The 17940-nt window shown below is 70.9% G+C and carries 16 protein-coding genes and 1 pseudogene; 11 read left to right on the top strand and 6 right to left on the bottom strand.

The window, feature by feature from the left end; translation table 11 throughout:
* Positions 1–543 (top strand): annotated as a pseudogene (locus ACFW2E_RS17665) (tRNA (adenosine(37)-N6)-threonylcarbamoyltransferase complex transferase subunit TsaD); the annotation flags it as partial.
* Positions 540–797, top strand: coding sequence for a hypothetical protein (locus ACFW2E_RS17660; protein WP_384467333.1), 258 nt, complete (start codon positions 540–542; stop codon positions 795–797). The pseudogene ACFW2E_RS17665 and the gene ACFW2E_RS17660, both read left to right, overlap by 4 nt.
* Positions 798–828: 31 nt before the next feature.
* Here the strand turns inward: ACFW2E_RS17660 and ACFW2E_RS17655 are convergent, their stop codons facing one another.
* Positions 829–1698 (bottom strand): hypothetical protein, encoded by an 870-nt coding sequence (locus tag ACFW2E_RS17655; RefSeq protein ID WP_384467331.1) that lies wholly within the window; start codon positions 1696–1698, stop codon positions 829–831.
* A gap of 333 nt (positions 1699–2031) precedes the next feature.
* On the opposite strand from ACFW2E_RS17655, the gene ACFW2E_RS17650 reads away from it, so the two are divergent.
* On the top strand, positions 2032–2463 hold the full coding sequence (locus tag ACFW2E_RS17650; RefSeq protein ID WP_384467329.1) for an ester cyclase: 432 nt from the start codon (positions 2032–2034) through the stop codon (positions 2461–2463).
* An 82-nt stretch (positions 2464–2545) separates the two neighbouring features.
* On the opposite strand, the gene ACFW2E_RS17645 is transcribed toward ACFW2E_RS17650, so the two are convergent.
* From ACFW2E_RS17645 to ACFW2E_RS17630, 4 genes are read right to left on the bottom strand one after another with little or no spacing between them, the layout of a single operon-like run.
* On the bottom strand, positions 2546–4861 hold the full coding sequence (locus tag ACFW2E_RS17645) for a glycoside hydrolase family 3 N-terminal domain-containing protein (protein WP_384467327.1): 2316 nt from the start codon (positions 4859–4861) through the stop codon (positions 2546–2548).
* Between the two features lie 25 nt (positions 4862–4886).
* Positions 4887–5759, bottom strand: a complete 873-nt coding sequence (locus tag ACFW2E_RS17640) for a carbohydrate ABC transporter permease (RefSeq protein ID WP_384467325.1) — start codon at positions 5757–5759, stop codon at positions 4887–4889.
* 31 nt (positions 5760–5790) lie between these two features.
* Positions 5791–6672, bottom strand: a complete 882-nt coding sequence (locus ACFW2E_RS17635; protein ID WP_384467323.1) for a carbohydrate ABC transporter permease — start codon at positions 6670–6672, stop codon at positions 5791–5793.
* The gene (locus tag ACFW2E_RS17630; protein ID WP_384467321.1) at positions 6669–8000 is read right to left on the bottom strand and encodes an ABC transporter substrate-binding protein; all 1332 of its coding nucleotides are present in this window, start codon (positions 7998–8000) and stop codon (positions 6669–6671) included. Before ACFW2E_RS17630 ends, ACFW2E_RS17635 begins: the two co-directional genes overlap by 4 nt.
* A gap of 108 nt (positions 8001–8108) precedes the next feature.
* Here ACFW2E_RS17630 and ACFW2E_RS17625 point away from each other — a divergent pair, with 108 nt between their 5' ends.
* The 4 genes from ACFW2E_RS17625 (at position 8109) to ACFW2E_RS17610 (ending at position 12382) form a co-directional block, all read left to right on the top strand.
* Complete coding sequence (locus ACFW2E_RS17625; RefSeq protein ID WP_384467319.1) at positions 8109–9167, top strand: LacI family DNA-binding transcriptional regulator; 1059 nt, start codon at positions 8109–8111, stop codon at positions 9165–9167.
* Between the two features lie 317 nt (positions 9168–9484).
* Positions 9485–10540 carry an LCP family protein gene (locus ACFW2E_RS17620; protein ID WP_384467317.1) on the top strand — a complete coding sequence of 352 codons (1056 nt, stop codon included), beginning with the start codon at positions 9485–9487 and terminating at the stop codon, positions 10538–10540.
* Positions 10541–10709: 169 nt separating this feature from the next.
* Positions 10710–11066 (top strand): YciI family protein, encoded by a 357-nt coding sequence (locus ACFW2E_RS17615; RefSeq protein WP_384467315.1) that lies wholly within the window; start codon positions 10710–10712, stop codon positions 11064–11066.
* Positions 11067–11089: 23 nt separating this feature from the next.
* Positions 11090–12382, top strand: coding sequence for an RNA polymerase sigma factor (locus ACFW2E_RS17610; RefSeq protein WP_384467314.1), 1293 nt, complete (start codon positions 11090–11092; stop codon positions 12380–12382).
* Positions 12383–12464: 82 nt separating this feature from the next.
* Here ACFW2E_RS17610 and ACFW2E_RS17605 read toward each other — a convergent pair whose 3' ends face one another.
* Complete coding sequence (locus ACFW2E_RS17605) at positions 12465–13646, bottom strand: methyltransferase domain-containing protein (protein ID WP_384467312.1); 1182 nt, start codon at positions 13644–13646, stop codon at positions 12465–12467.
* 90 nt (positions 13647–13736) lie between these two features.
* Between ACFW2E_RS17605 and ACFW2E_RS17600 the strand changes: the two genes are divergently transcribed.
* From ACFW2E_RS17600 to groL, 4 genes are all read left to right on the top strand, one after another.
* Positions 13737–14669, top strand: coding sequence for a polysaccharide deacetylase family protein (locus ACFW2E_RS17600; RefSeq protein ID WP_384467310.1), 933 nt, complete (start codon positions 13737–13739; stop codon positions 14667–14669).
* Entirely contained in the window at positions 14669–15505 is an 837-nt protein-coding gene (locus ACFW2E_RS17595) for a polysaccharide deacetylase family protein (RefSeq protein ID WP_384467337.1), read from the top strand. The genes ACFW2E_RS17600 and ACFW2E_RS17595 overlap by 1 nt, the downstream gene beginning before the upstream one ends.
* 269 nt (positions 15506–15774) lie before the next feature.
* Positions 15775–16083 (top strand): co-chaperone GroES, encoded by a 309-nt coding sequence (gene groES / locus ACFW2E_RS17590; protein WP_263211703.1) that lies wholly within the window; start codon positions 15775–15777, stop codon positions 16081–16083.
* Between the two features lie 121 nt (positions 16084–16204).
* On the top strand, positions 16205–17833 hold the full coding sequence (gene groL / locus ACFW2E_RS17585) for a chaperonin GroEL (protein WP_384467308.1): 1629 nt from the start codon (positions 16205–16207) through the stop codon (positions 17831–17833).
* Positions 17834–17940 lie beyond the last annotated feature (107 nt).

The following is a 17940-nucleotide window of genomic DNA, read 5'->3' as shown; positions in this document are numbered from 1 at the left end:
GGCCTGAGCCGGGGGGGCCCCCGGGCCGCCCCCCCCGCCCCCCCCGGTGGGCGGGGGCGAGCCCCCCCCGCCCCCCGCGACCCGGCGTACGACTTCTCCTTCTCCGGCCTGAAGACGGCCGTGGCCCGCTGGATCGAGGCCAGGCGGGCGGCGGGCGAGGAGGTGCCGGTGCGTGACGTGGCGGCGTCCTTCCAGGAGGCGGTGGTCGACGTCCTGACCCGCAAGGCGGTGCGCGCCTGCAAGGACGAGGGTGTGGACCACCTGATGATCGGCGGCGGTGTGGCCGCCAACTCCCGGCTGCGGGCTCTGGCGCAGGAGCGCTGCGAGGCGGCGGGCATCCGCCTGCGCGTCCCCCGCCCCAAGCTGTGCACGGACAACGGCGCGATGGTGGCCGCCCTGGGTGCGGAGATGGTCGCGCGCGGACGGGCGGCGTCCGGCTGGGACCTGTCCGCGGACTCCTCGCTGCCGGTGACGGACCCTCATGTGCCGGGCCACTCGCACGACCATGTGCACGAGGTCAGCAAGGAGAACCTGTACTCGTGACGGTCGCGCTGATGTGGGAGGCGCGGGCGACGCAGGGCCGGGGCGGGGAACTCCTCGCCTGGGCCCGGGCACAGGAGCTGTCCGGCACCCCACTGCGCCGCGAGACCTTCCGCGCCCCTCAGGACCGGGTGCTGGTCGTCACCTGGTGGGACGCGCCGTACGACGCCGAGCTGCCCGAACTCGCGGACCCGCCCACCGGCCTGGTCACCCGCCCCGTGCACCGCTGGCGCTTCGAGTCGCTGGGCTCGGCCTAGCACCGTTCGCCGGTCGGGCGCGGTCTCGCGGTCAGGAGCGGGTTGCCTGCTGGGGGTGGGTGGCCTCCGCCTCCGGGCCCATGGCCGCCAGGGCCGGTGTCCGGCGTTCCTGGACGTGGGCGTGGACCATCAGCCCGATCAGCGCCGCGAGCAGGACGGCCGAGGAACCCGCCGTACCCAGGTCGAGGCCGCCCTTGGCGGTCGGCTTGGTGAGGAGGTCGCCGGCCGTCGCGCCCAGCGGGCGGGTCAGGACGAAGGCGATCCAGAAGAGCAGGACGTTCGGGACCGCCGGGGCCTTCATCAGCAGGACCAGGACCAGCAGTACACCGGTGACCAGGGCCGCGCCGCCCAGGTAGCCCAGGCCGGAGCTGTCCGACAGGAAGTCGCCCATCGAGGTGCCGAGGGTGTTGGAGACCAGGATCGCCGACCAGAACAGCGCCTCGCCCCGGAAGGTGACGATGTCGCGGATCTCGAAGGTCATCCCGCTCAGCTTCCAGGCCAGGAAGATCGCCAGCAGGATCGAGATCAGGATCGCGGCACCGGCGGGGTAGCCGAGTCCGAGACCCTGTGGGCCCCAGCCCAGCTTCGTGGCGCCGTTCGAGAGGTACTTGGTGCTGGCGTCCCGGTTCATGAAGTCGGACATCGTGGTGCCGGCCATGCTGGTGGACAGGATCACGGTCCAGTAGAAGAACGGGTTGTACCGCGAGGAGCGGAGCTGGATCACCAGCGTCACCACGAAGATCAGGAACAGGGCGATCGTGGTGAGGAAATAGCCGAGCTTGAGCGTCTGGGCGAACAGGTCGCCCGCCGTCTCACCCAGGGTCGTGGCGGCGATCTTCATGATCCAGAACGCCAGGGTGACCTCGGGCAGCTTCTTCATCACTGACTTGGTCGTCGTCAAGGGTGCTGCTCCTGCCAGTGGTTGGGGGGTGGTGATCACCGACCCTGGCAGTGCGGACCTGAACGCATCCTGAACGCGTGCGTCACGGGTCTTGTGGAAACACACCCCCTGTGCCCGGGCCGAGCGCGGCGTCGCACGGCCGGTCCGCTCCCACGGTCCCGTGCACGAGGCAGGCAAGGAGAACGCCGGCGCTCCCGAGCGGCCCCTGCGCCGGGAGGGCTTCCCAACCGTCCCGCCGGGATGCACCACCGGGACCTGGGCGTCAGCATGGAAGGAGAGGGCGACTCGGGACAGGGCGGGAGGGGTGCCTCACTACAGGGGGTGGAGGCTTTCATGCCAGACAACGAAACGTTCGTCCGTGACCTCTTCAAGGCGTGGAACGACCGCGACTACGACGCCATCGCGGGGGCGGTCGCCCCCGACTGCACCCTCGTGGAGGAGGGCAGCGGCAGGACTCTCCAGGGCCCCGAAGGCTTCACCAAGCTCGCGAAGGCCCTGTTCGACGCCATGCCCGACGGCAAGTTCAGGCTCGACCACCTCACGGCTCAGGGCGACACGGTGGTCGTCGAGTACACCGGGGACGGCACACAGACCGGCGACCTGGTCCTGCACGCCGGGACGGTCCCCGCCACGGGACGGCACGTCACCGTGCACGCGTGCGACATCTACGAGGTCAAGGACGGCAAGGTCCAGGAGGCCCGTGCCTATCTCGACACGGGCGCCATCCTGTCGCAACTGGGCCTGACCGAGCGACTGGGGGCCTGACCCGGCGGGCGTTCACCGGGGAGCGGGCCGGTCCGCTCCCCGCGGCGTCGGCCGGGCCGGCTTCGAGGAGGTGTCCGCGGACTCATCGTGCCGGGGACACCTCCGTGTCGCACCGTAGCCGCCGGTTCGTGTCCAGGGCGCGGGCCGGGCCCGTGAGTGTGAGCCGTGCCGTGTGCCGTACCTCCGCGCTGGACGTGCCCAACCGCATTTCCAGGGCGCCCGGTTCGACGATCCTCGTGCCGGAGCGGTCGGTGAACGCGGAGAGGTCGGCGTGGAAGCGGAAGGTCACCCGGCGGGACTCCCCGGGCGACAGCTCCAGGCGCCGGTAGCCGATCAGACGGACGTCCGGGCGGGTCACCGAGGCCACCGGGTCGTGCAGATACAGCTGGACGACCTCCGCCCCGTCGCGGTCGCCCGTGTTGCGGACGGTCACCGACACGTCGTACGAACCGTCCGTCGCGATCTCCGCCTCCGGCCCCGCCTGGCCGCGGAAGTCCTCCCACGCGAACGTCGTGTACGAGCGGCCGTGGCCGAATGCGTACAGCGGGGTCGGATCCAGATTGCTGACCTCGCCAGCGAGGCCCAGCGGCGGCTGGAGATACGTCCACGGCTGGCCTCCCGGCCCGCGCGGCACGCTCACCGGGAGACGGCCCGAGGGGTTCACCCGGCCGGACAGCACGCCGGCCACCGCGGGGCCGCCCTCCTCGCCCGGGAAGAACGCCTGGACCACCGCTCCGAGCCGCCCGTCCCACCGGCCCAGCGCGTACGGGCGGCCGGTCAGCAGCACCAGGACGACGGGGACACCCGTGCCCACCAGCGCGTCCAGCAGATCGCTCTGGACACCGGGGAGCCGGAGATCGGCCACGTCGCAGCCCTCGCCCGAGGTGCCCCGGCCGAACAGTCCGGCCCGGTCACCCAGAACGGCCACGCACACGTCCGCCTCCGACGCCCGCGCCACCGCCTCCGCGAAGCCGGAGGTGTCCGGGTCCGACACCCCGCAGCCCTCCGCGAACGTCACCTTGGCGTCCGGGAGTTCGGCGCGCAGGGAGTCGAGGACCGTGGGGATGTCGACCCCCGTCGGGACGTCGGGGTGGTGGGCGAGGACGTGGGACGGGAAGGAGTAGCAGCCCAGCATCGCGAGGGCGTCCGCCGCCCGCGGGCCGACCACCGCGATACGGGTGTCGGGGGACAGCGGCAGCAGGCCGTCCGGGTTGTCCAGGAGGACCACGGACTCCTCCGCCAGCCGGCGGGCCAGGGCCCGGTTCGCCGTCGAGTCCAGGTCCACCGGGCCCTCGGTCTCCGGCTGCCAGTCCTCGTCCAGGAGGCCCAGCTCGCACTTCTGCAGCAGCACCCGGCGGGCCGCCCGGTCCACCAGCGACTCCGGGACCGCTCCCTCGCGTACGGCCGCCACCAGCGGCTTTCCGTAGCACTTCAGCGTGGGCAGCTCGACGTCGATGCCGGCCTCCAGCGCCAGGCGCGCCGCCTCGGCCGGGCTCGCGGCCACCCGGTGCAGAGTCTCCAGGAAGCCGATGCCGAAGTAGTCCGCCACCACCGTGCCCGTGAATCCCCACTCCTCGCGCAGGAGTTCGGTCAGCAGGCGCGGGTCGGCCGAGGCGGGCACGCCGTCCGTCTCGTTGTAGGCCGCCATCACCGAGCGGGCGCCGCCCTCGCGCAGTGCCATCTCGAACGGCGGGAGGGTCACGTCGGCGAGCTCGCGCACGCCCGCCCGCACCGGGGCCAGATTGCGCGCGCCCGCCGAGGACGCGTACCCGGCGAAGTGCTTGAGCGTGGCGACGATCCCGGCCGACTCCAGCCCGCGCACGTACGCCGTGCCGATCGTGCCGACCAGGTACGGGTCCTCGCCGATCGTCTCCTCCACCCGGCCCCAGCGCGGGTCGCGGACCACGTCCAGAACCGGGGCCAGGCCCTGGTGGACACCGACCGAGCGCAGGTCGTCGCCGATGCGCCGGCCCAGTTCCTCGACGAGCGGCGCGTCGAAGGTCGCGCCCCAGGCCAGCGGGACCGGGTACGCCGTCGCCTTCCAGGCAGTGAACCCCGCCAGGCACTCCTCGTGGGCGACCGCCGGAATGCCGAAGCGGCCCGCGGCGGCGATCCGGCGTTGGGCGCGGGCCAGCGCCTGCGCACCCAGAGCCGGGTCCACGGGGGCCGTGCCGAAGGAGCGGGTGAGCTGGCCGAGGCCGAGGGTGATCAGCTCGTCCCAGTCGTAGTCGGAGGTCATCTCGCGCTGGAGCGGGGCGACTCCGTCGCCGTCCGTGGCGGCGCCCACCCACACGCCGTACAGCTGTGCCGTCTTCTCCTCCAGGGTCATCCGGGAGAGCAGGTCGTCGACGCGGGTGGCGGCGGGCAGGGCGGGGTCGCGCCAAGGAGCGGTGCTCATGAAACTCCTGTCGGGATAGGTGTGATCACTTGCCGCCCACGCCCATCAGGCCGCCCACCAGCGCGCGGCGCGCCACCAGGTACACGGCGAAGATCGGGATACCGGAGAGGACGACGGAGGCGAGCAGGGCGGGGATGTTCACGCCGAACTGGCTCACGTAGTTGAACAGGCCCAGCGTCAGCACGCGCGGGCCGTCGGACTGGGTGAAGATCAGGGGGAAGAGGAAGCCGTTCCAGGCCTGGAGGGCGGAGTAGATGACGACCGTGCTGATTCCGCCCTTGGCCAGTGGGACGACCAGCTGGAACAGCATGCGGGTGGGTGAGGCGCCGTCCAGCGCCATCGCCTCGTACAGCTCCTCGGAGATGTCCCTCAGCGTGCCGGTGAGGATCAGCACCGACACCGGCATCGCGAAGGCCGCCGTCGGCAGGACGACCGCCAGGAGGCTGTCGTAGAGGTTCAGCTTCGCGATCATCAGATAGAGGGGGACCACCACGGCCTGCGCCGGGATGGCCACGCCCAGCAGGAACAGCCGGAACGCCGATCCCGACCACACGTTCCGGGTGCGTACGGCGACGTAGGCGAGCGGGACGCAGAGGACCAGGACGATCGCCACGACCGCCGCCGCCACGACCGCCGTGTTCGCCAGGAAGTGGCCGAAGCCGTTGTGCAGGACGGTGTTGTAGTTGTCCAGGGTCGGGTCGGAGGGCGGTTTCAGGGCGTTGTTGCCCAGTGCCTCGTCCTGGCGGGTGAGCGAGGCCGAGATCATCGCGTAGATCGGGACGATCACGACCGCCAGCCAGACGAGCGAGCCCAGGCCGGCCAGAGGGTTGGGGCGCCTGGTCCAGTGCCTGCGGCGGTGTACGGCGGCCGGCCCGGTCGGCGGCTCGTCGGTCTTCACGGGACGCGGCAACGTATCGTGCGACACTCCGTCACATTCCTTCCCGTGTACTGCGCATCGCGCCGAAGCCGGTGAGTCTCACCATGACCAGGGAGAGCGCCGTGGCCGCCACCACCAGGAAGGACGCGACGGCGCTGGCGTAGCCGAAGTCGTAGCTCTTGAAGCCCGCCTCGTACATCAGGTACGGCAGGATCGCCGTGTCGGTGCCGGGACCGCCCTGGGTGAGGATCAGGACGGTCTCGAAGTACGTCAGCGAGCCGACGATCATCAGCACGCTCGACGTCGTCGCCGTGTTGCGGAGCTGCGGGAGCGTGATCGAGAAGAACTGGCGGTAGCGGCCGGCGCCGTCGATCGCGGCCGCCTGGTACAGGACCTCGGGGATCTGCCGTGCCCCGCCCTGGTAGATCAGGGTGTGGAAGGGGATGAACTGCCAGCCGCCGACGAAGACGATCGCGAGGAAGGCGCCGCTGGTCGAGCCGAGGGTGTCCTTCTGGATGATGCCGAAGTTCGGGTCGAGCAGCGCGTAGAACAGCAGCGAGATCGCCGTCGAGGACAGCAGGAACGGGACGAAGAAGACCGCCGACAGGATCGCGCGGTTGCGCTGGCGGCCCGCCGCCCACACGCCGAGCAGCAGGGACACGACCGTCTGGAAGGCCCAGCTCGCCAGGGTGAGCAGGACGGTGACCGTGAGGGACTGGGTGAGGCGGTCGTCGTTCAGGAGCTTCCGCCAGTTGGCGAGGCCCACCGGCTGCGGGTCGCCCAGGCCGTTCCACTTGGTGAAGGACAGGTAGAACGCCAGGGCCATGGGCGCGACCGCGAAGAACGTGAAGAACAGGACGGCGGGCAGGGCCCAGGCGGCGTGCGGGCGGCCCGCCCTGCCCCTCGGGCCGCCCTTCAGTGCCGTCGAGCTCACTTCAGCCCCTGGAGCGCCGACACGAACTGGCTCGGCGAGGACTTGCCCACGAACAGCTTGTTGATCTCGGTGAGCATCGGCGTGGAGACGCTCGGGTCCACCGCCTGGTCCCAGCTCAGCGTGAAGGCCGGGGCCTGCTGCACCATCTGGTACTGGAACTTGGCGAACTCGGGGTTCGGCGATGCGTCGAGGAGCTTCTCCGCGTTGGTCGTGGCGGGGATGTCGCCGTTGGCCACCAGGTCCTTGGCGTACGCCTCGGACGCGCAGTCGCGCAGGAACGCGATCGCCGCGTCCTTGTTGGACGTACGGGCGTTCACGGACCAGTAGTTGGTGGGGTTGCCGACGACGTTGCGGATGTCGCCGGCGCCGCCCTCGACCTTCGGGAAGGCGCACCAGCCCAGGTTCTTCTTGGCGAAGTCCGGGAACTTGCCGAGCTGCGTCGAGTACTCCCAGGAGCCCATCAGGTGCATCGCCGCCTTGCCCTTGGCGAAGACCGCGGGCGCGCCTCCGTTGACGTACGACACCGAGCTGAAGCCCTTGCCGAAGGCGCCGTCGTCGATGAGCTGCCTGACCGTCTGGGCGGCCTTGAGGACGGCCGGGTCGCCCCAGCCGGAGGAGTCGCCGTTCTTGATCTTGTCGAAGACCTCGGGTCCGCCGATGCGGTCGGTCAGGTACTCCAGCCACATCAGCTCGGGCCAGATGTCGGCGCCGCCGAGGGCGAAGGGGGTGATGCCGGCCTTCTTCAGCTTGCCGTTGATGTCCAGCAGCTGGTCGAAGGTGGTGGGCGGCTGGAGCTTGTGCTCGGCGAAGACCGCCTTGTTGTAGAAGAGGATCACCGGCTGCATGCCGCGCATGGGGATGCCGTAGTTGCGGCCGCTCAGGCCGCCCGCCGCGAGGACCGAGGGCAGGAAGCCGGCCTTGAGGACCGGGTCGGACTTGATGGTGTCGGTGAGGTCGACCAGCTGGTTCGCTTCCTTGTACGCCTTGATCGAGCCGCCGCCCCAGTTGAAGAACAGGTCGGGCGCGTTGGGCGAGCCCATCGCCGTGCGGAGCTTGGCCGGGTAGTCCGAGCCGGGCACCTTCTGCAGCTTGACCTTGCCCTTGGCCTTCTTCGCGGCCGCCGACGCGTTGAACCGGTTGACCGCCTTGACCTGCACCTTCACCGCGTCGTCGCCGTACACGAAGGCGGTGAGAGTACCGCCGCCGTTGCCGGATCCGCCGGAGGAGCCGCAGGCCGAGAGTCCGGCGGTGAGCAGGGTGGTGGCACCGGCGCCGAGCACCCAGCGCCTGCTGAAGGTACGCCCGCCGTTGGACGTCTGGGACTCCATGAGAGCACCTCTCGTACGAATGTTTCGATCAACATCTCGAATGTTCCGGGGAACGTATGGCCATACGGGGGCTTCGTCAAGGGGTCGCGCAGGGATACGATCGCGGGCATGAAGTCTCCGAAGCCCGCAGAAACGCAGACAGCGACACTCGCCGAAATCGCCCGCGAGGCCGGCGTGTCCGCTCCGACTGTTTCGAAGGTTCTCAACGGCCGTGCCGACGTCGCCCCGGCGACCCGCACTCGTGTCGAGGAGCTGCTGCGCACCTACGGCTACCGGCGCCGGCGGGCCGAGGCTTCCCGCTCGCCGCTGATCGACCTGGTCTTCCACGAGCTGGAGAGCGCCTGGGCGATGGAGGTCATCCGGGGCGTGGAGAACGTGGCCCGGGACGCGGGCCTGAGCGTCGTGCTGTCCGAGTCCGCCGGGCGGCTCACCCCCGGCCGGTCCTGGGCCGACCAGGTCGCCGCCCGCCGCCCGCACGGCGTGATCCTGGTGCTGTCAGGGCTCGACGAGTCCCAGCGCGCGCTGCTGACCAGCAGGTCCATCCCGTTCGTGGTGATGGACCCGGCCGGCGACCCGGGCGCCGACGTGCCCTCCATCGGCGCCACCAACTGGCAGGGCGGCCTCGCCGCCACCCGTCACCTCGTCGAACTGGGCCACACCCGCATCGGCGCGATCAGCGGACCGTCCCGGATGATGTGCAGCCGCGCCCGGGTGGACGGCTACCGGGCGGCGCTGGAGACGGCCGGGCTGCCGGTCGACCAGGGGCTGATCAAGGCCGGGGACTTCCACCACGAGGCGGGCTACCGGCTGGGCCTCGAGCTGCTGCGCCGTCCGGACCGGCCCACCGCCGTCTTCGCGGGCAACGACCTCCAGGCGCTCGGCCTGTACGAGGCGGCACGCGAGCTGGGTCTGCGCATTCCGGAGGACCTGAGCGTGGTCGGCTTCGACGATCTGCCGGTGGCCCGCTGGGTGGGGCCGCCGCTGACGACCGTTCGCCAGCCGCTGACGGAGATGGCCGAGGCGGCGGCCAGGCTGGTGCTCGACCTGGGGCGCGACGACGATTCCTCGACGGCGACCCGGGTGGAGCTGGCGACCAGCCTGGTGGTGCGCAGCAGCACGGCGGCGCCTCTGCCCGGTGACGCCGTTGGCCGGAAGTTGACGTATTGACGAGTGGTGCGAGCGCCCCCGCACTCCGTCGAAGTCATTTCGAAGTCAATCGGCTGCGCAACCGAAAATTTCGGAGTCGTCCGCGGTGGGATCTCTGGACGGGCTTGTCACCAGGAGCGGTGTGGGCCCTGCTCCGCGGTGCTCGGCGCCCTGTTGGTCACGGCCCGGCCGCCCACGCCACCGACACGCGCCCGTGGTGACCGTGGGCCGAGTCCGGACTGAGACGGGCCTGAGAAGCGTGAGATTCCCCGAAGAAAAACCGTCGCGCACCGCTTCTCCTAACAGTCCCCTAATAATTCGGACTTACGTTCCTGCCCGTGACCGGACACGACAAGAACGGCGACGAGGACAGACGGTCGGGCAGGCGGTCGAGAGCGCTGAAGGCCGCCGGTCTGACCCTGGCGGGGGCACTGGTACTGGGCATCGCGGCCGCGGGCTGGGCGTACTGGCACCTCGACAACAACATCAAGAGCGTCGACATCGACAACGCCCTCGGCGACGACCGACCGGCGAAGGCGGTCGTCACACCGTCGGCCTCCGCCTCGGCCACCGCGTCCCCGCTGCCGACCGAGGCCCTCAACATCCTGGTCCTGGGCTCGGACTCGCGCAGCGGCAGGGCGAACCGGGAACTCGGCGGCGGCGACAGCTCGGGGGCCCGCTCCGACACGGCCATGGTGGTGCACATCGACGCGGGCCGTACCAGGGCCACGGTCGTCAGCATCCCGCGCGACACGCTGGTCACCCGTCCGTCCTGCCCGCTGCCGTCCGGGGGCTCGACGGCGGTGGCGTACGGCTCGATGTTCAACAGCGCCTACTCGGTGGGCGGCCCGGTGTGCGCGGTCAAGACGGTCGAGTCGGTCACGGGTGTCCGCATGGACCACTACATCGAGATCGACTTCTCGGGCTTCGCGAAGCTGGTGAACGCCCTCGGCGGGGTCACCGTCACCACCGGCCAGGACATCGACGACGACATGAGCCATCTGCACCTCGCGGCGGGCACCCACCGGCTCGACGGCAAGCGGGCGCTGGCCCTGGCCCGCACCCGGCACGGCATAGGCGACGGCAGCGACCTGGGACGCATAGGCCTCCAGCAGAAGCTGGTGAAGGCCCTGCTGGAGCAGATCGCCTCCACCGACCTGCTCACCGACCCGGCCAGGCTCTACCGGGTGGCCGACGCGGTCACCGCCGGCCTGACCACGGACACCGGCCTCGACTCCCTGGAGGAGCTGATGAGCCTGGGCCGGAGCCTGAAGGGCCTGTCCTCGGACAACGTGAGGACGGTGATGATGCCGGTGGTGACGGCGCCCTCCGACCACAACCGGGTGGTGGCGCGGGAGCCGGCGGCGAGTGAGCTGTGGGAGTCCTTGCGCTGAGGCGCAACAGGCCGCCGAACCGCCGTACGACCTGCGGAAACACCCAATGGGACGGACTCCCGGAAAAATCTCCGAAAATTTTCCGGGAGCGTGTCGATCCGGGTGTCTCCCGTTCGACGCACGGGTGAGAGGCGGGGACGGCCCCGCCCCCTTTACCGAAGGAGTCACCATGCCCCGCTATCTGTCGCTCGTGCGGATCGACGAGTCCACCGCCCCGGCGGAGGGGCCCAGCCCCGAGCTGATGCAGCGGATGGGCGAGCTGATCGAGGAGATCACCAAGGCCGGGGTGATGCTCGACACCGCCGGTCTGACGCCTTCCGCCCAGGGCACCCGGGTGCACTGGGAGGGCGGCGAGCTCTCCGTCACCGACGGGCCGTTCACCGAGGCCAAGGAGGTCGTCGGCGGCTACGCGATCATGCAGTGCAAGGACAAGGCGGAAGCCCTGGAGTGGACCAAGCGGTTCCTGAAGGTGCACGAGGAGCACTGGACGGTGAACTGCGAGGTGCGGGAGATCGCCGAGGGCTGAGCGTTCCTTGGCGAACGCCCGGCATGGGTGTTGCATGGTGGGCTGTGGAAGAGCAGCCCACCGGGCAGCCCGGCGCCGGGCACGCGATCGAGACCGTCTTCCGTCTGGAGTCGCCGCGCATCATCGCGGGCGTCGCCCGCATCGTCCGGGACGTCGGTATCGCGGAGGAACTGGCGCAGGACGCCCTGGTCGCGGCGCTGGAGCGGTGGCCCGTGGACGGCGTGCCCGACAATCCCGGCGCCTGGCTCATGGCCGCCGCCCGCCACCGTGCCGTCGACCTGGTCCGCCGCCGGGAGCGCTACGCCCGCAAGCTGGCGGAGATCGGCCGCGACCTGGAGACCACCGCCCCGGCGGAGGGGCCGGCCGACCCGGAGGACATCGACGACGACCTGCTCCGCCTGGTCTTCACCGCCTGCCATCCGGTGCTGTCCCCCGAGGCCCGCATCGCCCTCACCCTGCGTCTGCTGGGCGGTCTGACGACACCCGAGATCGCCCGCGCGTTCCTCGTCCCCGAGCCGACGGTCGCCCAGCGGATCGTCCGCGCGAAGAGGACGCTGGCGACGAGGAACGTCGCCTTCGAGGTGCCGTACGGCCCCGACCGCGAGGCCCGTCTCGGCTCCGTCCTCGACGTCATCTACCTGATCTTCAACGAGGGGTACGCGGCCACGGCCGGGGACGACTGGCTGCGTCCCGCCCTGTGCGAGGACGCCCTGCGCCTGGCCCGCCTCCTCTCCTCCCTCATGCCGAAGGAGCCGGAGGTCCACGCGCTGACCTCCCTCCTGGAGTTCCAGGCGTCCCGTGCCGCCGCCCGCACCGGTCCCGATGGCGAGCCGGTCCTCCTCAAGGACCAGAACCGCGGCCGCTGGAACCGCATGCTCATCGCCCGCGGCATCAAGGCCCTCGCCCGCGCGGACGCCGCTTCCACCGCCGCCCCCGGCCCGTACGCCCTCCAGGCGGCGATCGCCGCCTGCCACGCCCACGCGTACTCCTACGAGGAGACCGACTGGGCGGCCATCGCGGCCCTCTACGGCCTGCTCGCCGGGCGTGCCCCGTCCCCGGTCGTGGAGCTGAACCGCGCCGTCGCCGTGTCGATGGCCGACGGGCCGGGCCCGGCCCTGGAGATCGTCGACGCCCTCCGCGCCGAACCCGCGCTGCGCGACTACCATCTGCTGCCCAGCGTCCGCGGCGACCTGCTGGCCCGCCTCGGGCGTACGGCGGAGGCGCGTGCGGAACTCGTCCGGGCGGCAGGGCTGGCACGCAACGAGCGGGAGCGGCAGCTGCTGCTGACCAGACTCCGTTCCCTGCCCGGTCAGTGAGGCGCGCGGCCGCCCTCGTGTGAGCCCGGTCGTCGGCGGGCCGGACCCGTCCCCGCTGCGGGCACGGCCACGCACCAGGCACTCAGCCGTTCACGGGCGCCCCGAGCAGCATCGTCGGGGCTCCCGCGACGCGGGTGAGGAACACCGTCGCCGAGTTGGGCCCCTGGGGCTTGACCTTCCGCCGCAACTCCTCGGGCTCCACGGCCGACCCCCGCTTCTTCACGGTCAGCGTGCCCACCTCCCGCTCCCGCAGCAGAGCCTTCAACTTCTTCACGTTGAAGTGGAGTTGATCGGTGATCTCGTAGGCGGACGCGTACGGCGTCGGCCGCAGCTCGTCCGCCGTGACGTAGGCGTTGGTCTCGTCGACGCGCCCGCCGCCGACCGACTCGGCGACCTCGGCGACCAGATGCGCCCGGATGACGGCCCCGTCGGGCTCGTACAGGTACCGTCCCACGGGCCGCACTTGGGGATCCGGCAGCCCCCGTCCGAGCAGCGTCCGCGGCCCCGGCAGCAGCGTGGCCCGCACGGCGCCCGGCCGGAGCCCGGCCCCGAACCACAGCACCGCCTCCTTCACGTCCCCGCCGTCGGAGATCCACTCGGCCTCGGCGCCGGCCGGGACCGTCTCGTGGGGGATGCCGGGGGCGATCTTCAACGCGGCGACGCGGGCCGCCGACGCGGCGCCCACCGCCCACGACAGCGGCGGGGAGTACGCCTCCGGATCGAAGATCCGTCCCCGGCCTCCACGCCGTGCCGGGTCGACGAACACGGCGTCGTACGCGGCCGTGTCGACCTCCGTGACGTCCGCCTCCCGGACCTCGATGAGCCCGGCCAGCCCCAGCGCGTCCGCGTTCGCCCGGGCCACCTGCGCCGTCAGCGGATCCCGGTCCACCGCGAGCACCTGGATCCCGGCGCGCGCGAGGGCGATCGCGTCACCCCCGATGCCGCAGCACAGGTCGGCGACGGAGGTGACGCCCAGGTCCTTCATCCGTCGGGCCCGGTACGCCGCCACGCTCGTCCGTGTGGACTGCTCGACCCCGTTGGGGGTGAAGAACATCCGCTCGGCGTCCTCCGTCCCGAACTTGGCCGCCGCGCGCTGCCGCAACCGGGCCTGGCCGAGGGCCGCCGACACCAGCTCGGCGGGGTGCTCGCGGCGCAAGCGGGTGGCGACGGCGAGTTCGTCGGCGGGGGCCGTGCCGCGGACCTCGTCGAGGAGGGCCCGGCCCTCGGGGGTGAGCAGTGAGCGGAAGGGGAGGAGGTCGTTCACCGGGTCATTGTGGGCCAGTCGGTGGACGGATCGCCTCCGGCGGCGGTGTCGGCCGGGGTTCGGGGCCGGGGCCTGCGAGGATCCGGCACCATGCGAGCAGTCGTACAAAATGACAAAAATCGGGTCTTCAAGAGGGCCGGTGTCCGTGCCGCCATCGCCGCGCTCGCCGTCGCCGCCGGAGTCTCCGGCTGTGCGGGGCAGGGCCAGGACAGCGGTGTGCGGCCGGCTCCGGGCCAGCAGAACCTCCAGGCGCCTCCCGCCCGCGCCCTCGACTCCTACGCCGCCCGTCTGAAGACCGACCGTGCCGCCCTCGCGGCCGCCGCCCGGCAGTGGGGCCTGGAGCAGGTGCCCCTGATGCCGCCCGCGCCGCCCGCCCACAAGCCGAAGATCAAGGCCCGTGACGGCTTCGAGGTCGACGGCCAGGAGGAGGACAACCTCCCCCCGGTCTTCACCACGATCCCCACCGAGCAGAAGGTCGTCTTCCTCACCATCGACGACGGCGCCGAGAAGGACCCGGCGTTCCTGCGCATGATGAGCGATCTGAAGGTCCCTTACACCGCCTTCCTGAGCAATTACCTGATCAAGGACGACTACGGGTACTTCAGGGAGATGCAGGCCCAGGGCATCACCCTCGACAACCACACCCTCCACCACCCCTATCTGCCGGGTCTGTCCTACGAGGAGCAGAAGGACGAGATCTGCGGCATGCAGGACGTGATGAAGAAGTGGTTCGGCAAGAGCCCCACCGTCTTCCGCCCGCCCTACGGCAACTACAACGGGGACACCCTGCGCGCCGCCAAGTCCTGCGGGATCAAGTACGCGCCGATCTGGGACGAGGAGGTCTACGTCGACCACTGGGAGTACCGCGAGGACGACGAGAGCCTGCACCCCGGCGACATCGTGCTCACCCACTTCCGGGGCCGCCAGGACTGGGACGGGACGATGGTCGACGACATGCGCCGGTTCCTGAACAAGGTCACCCGCGAGGGGTACGCGGTGGCGCGCCTGGAGGACTACCTGTGATCCGGCCGAGGGCGGCGCGGTGGCACGGAGCGCTGACGGCGGCCGTACTCACCGCGGCCGTCCTGTCCCCCCTCACCGGCTGCGCCCAGTCCGTCGACCCCATCGAACGGCTGGGCAAGAAGGCGGCCCAGGGGGTACGGCCGCACGGCCGCACGGCGGAGCAGGCCTACCGCCGCTGGGGCCTGCAGGCCCCGCTCGCCCCGGCCCCGACGCCCTCGGCACGCCCCTCGGCCTCCCAGAGGTCCGACCGTGACCTGCCACCGGTCCTCGACCGCGTCCGCACCCGCGACCGTGTCGTCTTCCTCACCTACGACGGGGGCGCCGAGAAGGAGCCCCGCTTCGTCGACATGGTCCGCGAACTGCGGCTCCCGGTCAGCGTGTTCCTCACCGGCAGCGTCGCCGGCGCCGGGTACCGCCACTTCGCCGGACTGCAGTCGGCGGGCGCCCGCGTCCAGAGCCACACCCTCGACCGCTCCTCGCTGCACGGGCTGCCGTACGCCGCCCAGCGCGCCGAGATCTGCGGCGAGCAGCAGAGCCTCGAGGCCCGCTTCGGCCACCGCCCCCGCCTCTTCCGCCCGCCCGACGGGAAGTACGACAGGACCACTCTGCGCGCGGCCGCCGACTGCGGAGTCTCGGCGGTGGTCCTGTGGCGGGCCGCGACGAGCGCCGACGGCATCACCTACACCCACGGCGCCAGGCATCTGCGCCCGGGAGACATCGTCCAGGTCGGCCCGGACGAGCCGGCCGGCACCACCCTGTGCGACCGCACGGTCCGCCTGCTGCGCCGGGCCCAGTCCCGGGGCCTGACGGTCGGTCGGCTGGAGGACTACCTGTGACATCCGGCTGACCGGGATCCACGGCCGCGGGGGCGGCAGCCTTCGGGGGGACATCTGGGCCAGGGGACCGAAAACCCCGCGCCGCGCCGCGGGCAATTGGCACTCCGCTTGACCGAGTGCTAATCGCGGTCATAGTCTCGGCTCTGGCACTCCCCCCTGGAGAGTGCCAACAACGCGACGGGCAGGTCCGGCACCCGCGACGACGGATCCACCTGGTCGCCACCTCAGACAGTTAACCCCGTGAGATCTCCGAAGGGGGAGGTCGGATCGTGACGACCGCCAGCTCCAAGGTTGCCATCAAGCCGCTCGAGGACCGCATCGTGGTCCAGCCGCTCGACGCCGAGCAGACCACGGCTTCGGGCCTGGTCATTCCGGACACCGCCAAGGAGAAGCCCCAGGAGGGCGTCGTCCTGGCCGTGGGCCCGGGCCGCATCGAGGACGGCAAGCGTGTCGAGCTCGACGTCAAGGTCGGCGACGTCGTTCTCTACAGCAAGTACGGCGGCACCGAGGTGAAGTACAACGGCGAGGAGTACCTCGTCCTCTCGGCCCGCGACGTGCTCGCGATCGTCGAGAAGTAATTCACCGCGAAGCACACTTAGTTGCTTTGAGCTGCGCCCCTGGCCCCGCGACCGATAAGTAGCCGGGCGCCCGGGGCGCAGTTTTCTTTCACCCAAGATTTCCGAGAGGGCTCACGCTGTCATGGCGAAGATCCTGAAGTTCGACGAGGACGCCCGTCGCGCCCTCGAGCGCGGCGTCAACAAGCTTGCCGACACGGTCAAGGTGACGATCGGCCCCAAGGGCCGCAACGTCGTCATCGACAAGAAGTTCGGCGCTCCCACCATCACCAACGACGGCGTCACCATCGCCCGCGAGGTCGAGATCGAGGACCCGTACGAGAACCTCGGCGCCCAGCTGGTGAAGGAGGTGGCGACCAAGACCAACGACATCGCTGGTGACGGCACCACCACCGCCACCGTGCTGGCCCAGGCGCTCGTCCGCGAGGGCCTGAGGAACGTCGCCGCCGGTGCCTCCCCGGCTGCCCTGAAGAAGGGCATCGACGCCGCGGTCAAGGCCGTCTCCGATGACCTGCTCGCCTCGGCGCGCCCGATCGAGGAGAAGTCCGACATCGCCGCCGTCGCCGCGCTGTCCGCCCAGGACCAGCAGGTCGGCGAGCTCATCGCCGAGGCGATGGACAAGGTCGGCAAGGACGGTGTCATCACCGTCGAGGAGTCCAACACCTTCGGTCTGGAGCTCGACTTCACCGAGGGCATGGCCTTCGACAAGGGCTACCTGTCGCCGTACTTCGTGACGGACCAGGAGCGCATGGAGGCCGTCCTCGACGAGCCGTACATCCTCATCCACCAGGGCAAGATCTCCGCCATCGCGGACCTGCTGCCCCTGCTGGAGAAGATCATCCAGGCCAACGCCTCCAAGCCGCTGCTGATCATCGCCGAGGACGTCGAGGGCGAGGCCCTGTCGACCCTGGTCGTCAACAAGATCCGCGGCACCTTCAACGCCACCGCGGTCAAGGCCCCCGGCTTCGGCGACCGCCGCAAGGCGATGCTGCAGGACATGGCCATCCTCACCGGCGCCACCGTCATCTCCGAGGAGGTCGGCCTCAAGCTCGACCAGGTCGGCCCGGACGTGCTCGGTTCCGCCCGCCGCGTCACCGTCACCAAGGACGACACCACGATCGTCGACGGCGCCGGCAACTCCGAGGACGTGCACGGCCGCGTCGCGCAGATCAAGGCCGAGATCGAGAACACCGACTCCGACTGGGACCGCGAGAAGCTCCAGGAGCGCCTCGCGAAGCTGGCCGGCGGCGTGTGCGTGATCAAGGTCGGCGCCGCCACCGAGGTGGAGCTGAAGGAGAAGAAGCACCGTCTGGAGGACGCCATCTCCGCGACCCGCGCCGCGGTCGAGGAGGGCATCGTCTCCGGTGGTGGCTCCGCGCTGGTCCACGCCGTCAAGGTCCTCGAGGGCAACCTCGGCAAGACCGGTGACGAGGCCACCGGTGTCGCCGTCGTCCGCCGCGCGGTCGTCGAGCCGCTGCGCTGGATCGCCGAGAACGCCGGCCTGGAGGGCTACGTCATCACCTCCAAGGTCGCCGAGCTCGAGAAGGGCCAGGGCTTCAACGCCGCCACCGGCGAGTACGGCGACCTGGTCAAGTCCGGTGTCATCGACCCGGTGAAGGTCACCCGCTCCGCCCTGGAGAACGCCGCCTCCATCGCCTCCCTCCTCCTCACGACCGAGACCCTGGTCGTCGAGAAGAAGGAAGAGGAGCCGGCCGAGGCCGGTCACGGCCACGGTCACGGCCACGCCCACTGAGGCATGTGACGGCTGCCGAAGCCAGACGAAGAAGCCCCCGTTCCGGTACCGGAACCGGGGGTTCTCCCCTCCCGGGCCGGATGGAACTCGTTCTGTCAGTTGACGAG

It is taken from the genome of Streptomyces sp. NPDC058964 (genome assembly GCF_042741275.1).
Classification (GTDB): Bacteria; Actinomycetota; Actinomycetes; order Streptomycetales; family Streptomycetaceae; genus Streptomyces.
Note: the sequence above shows the minus strand (reverse complement) of the source record. Positions and strands in the feature narration are given on the sequence as shown.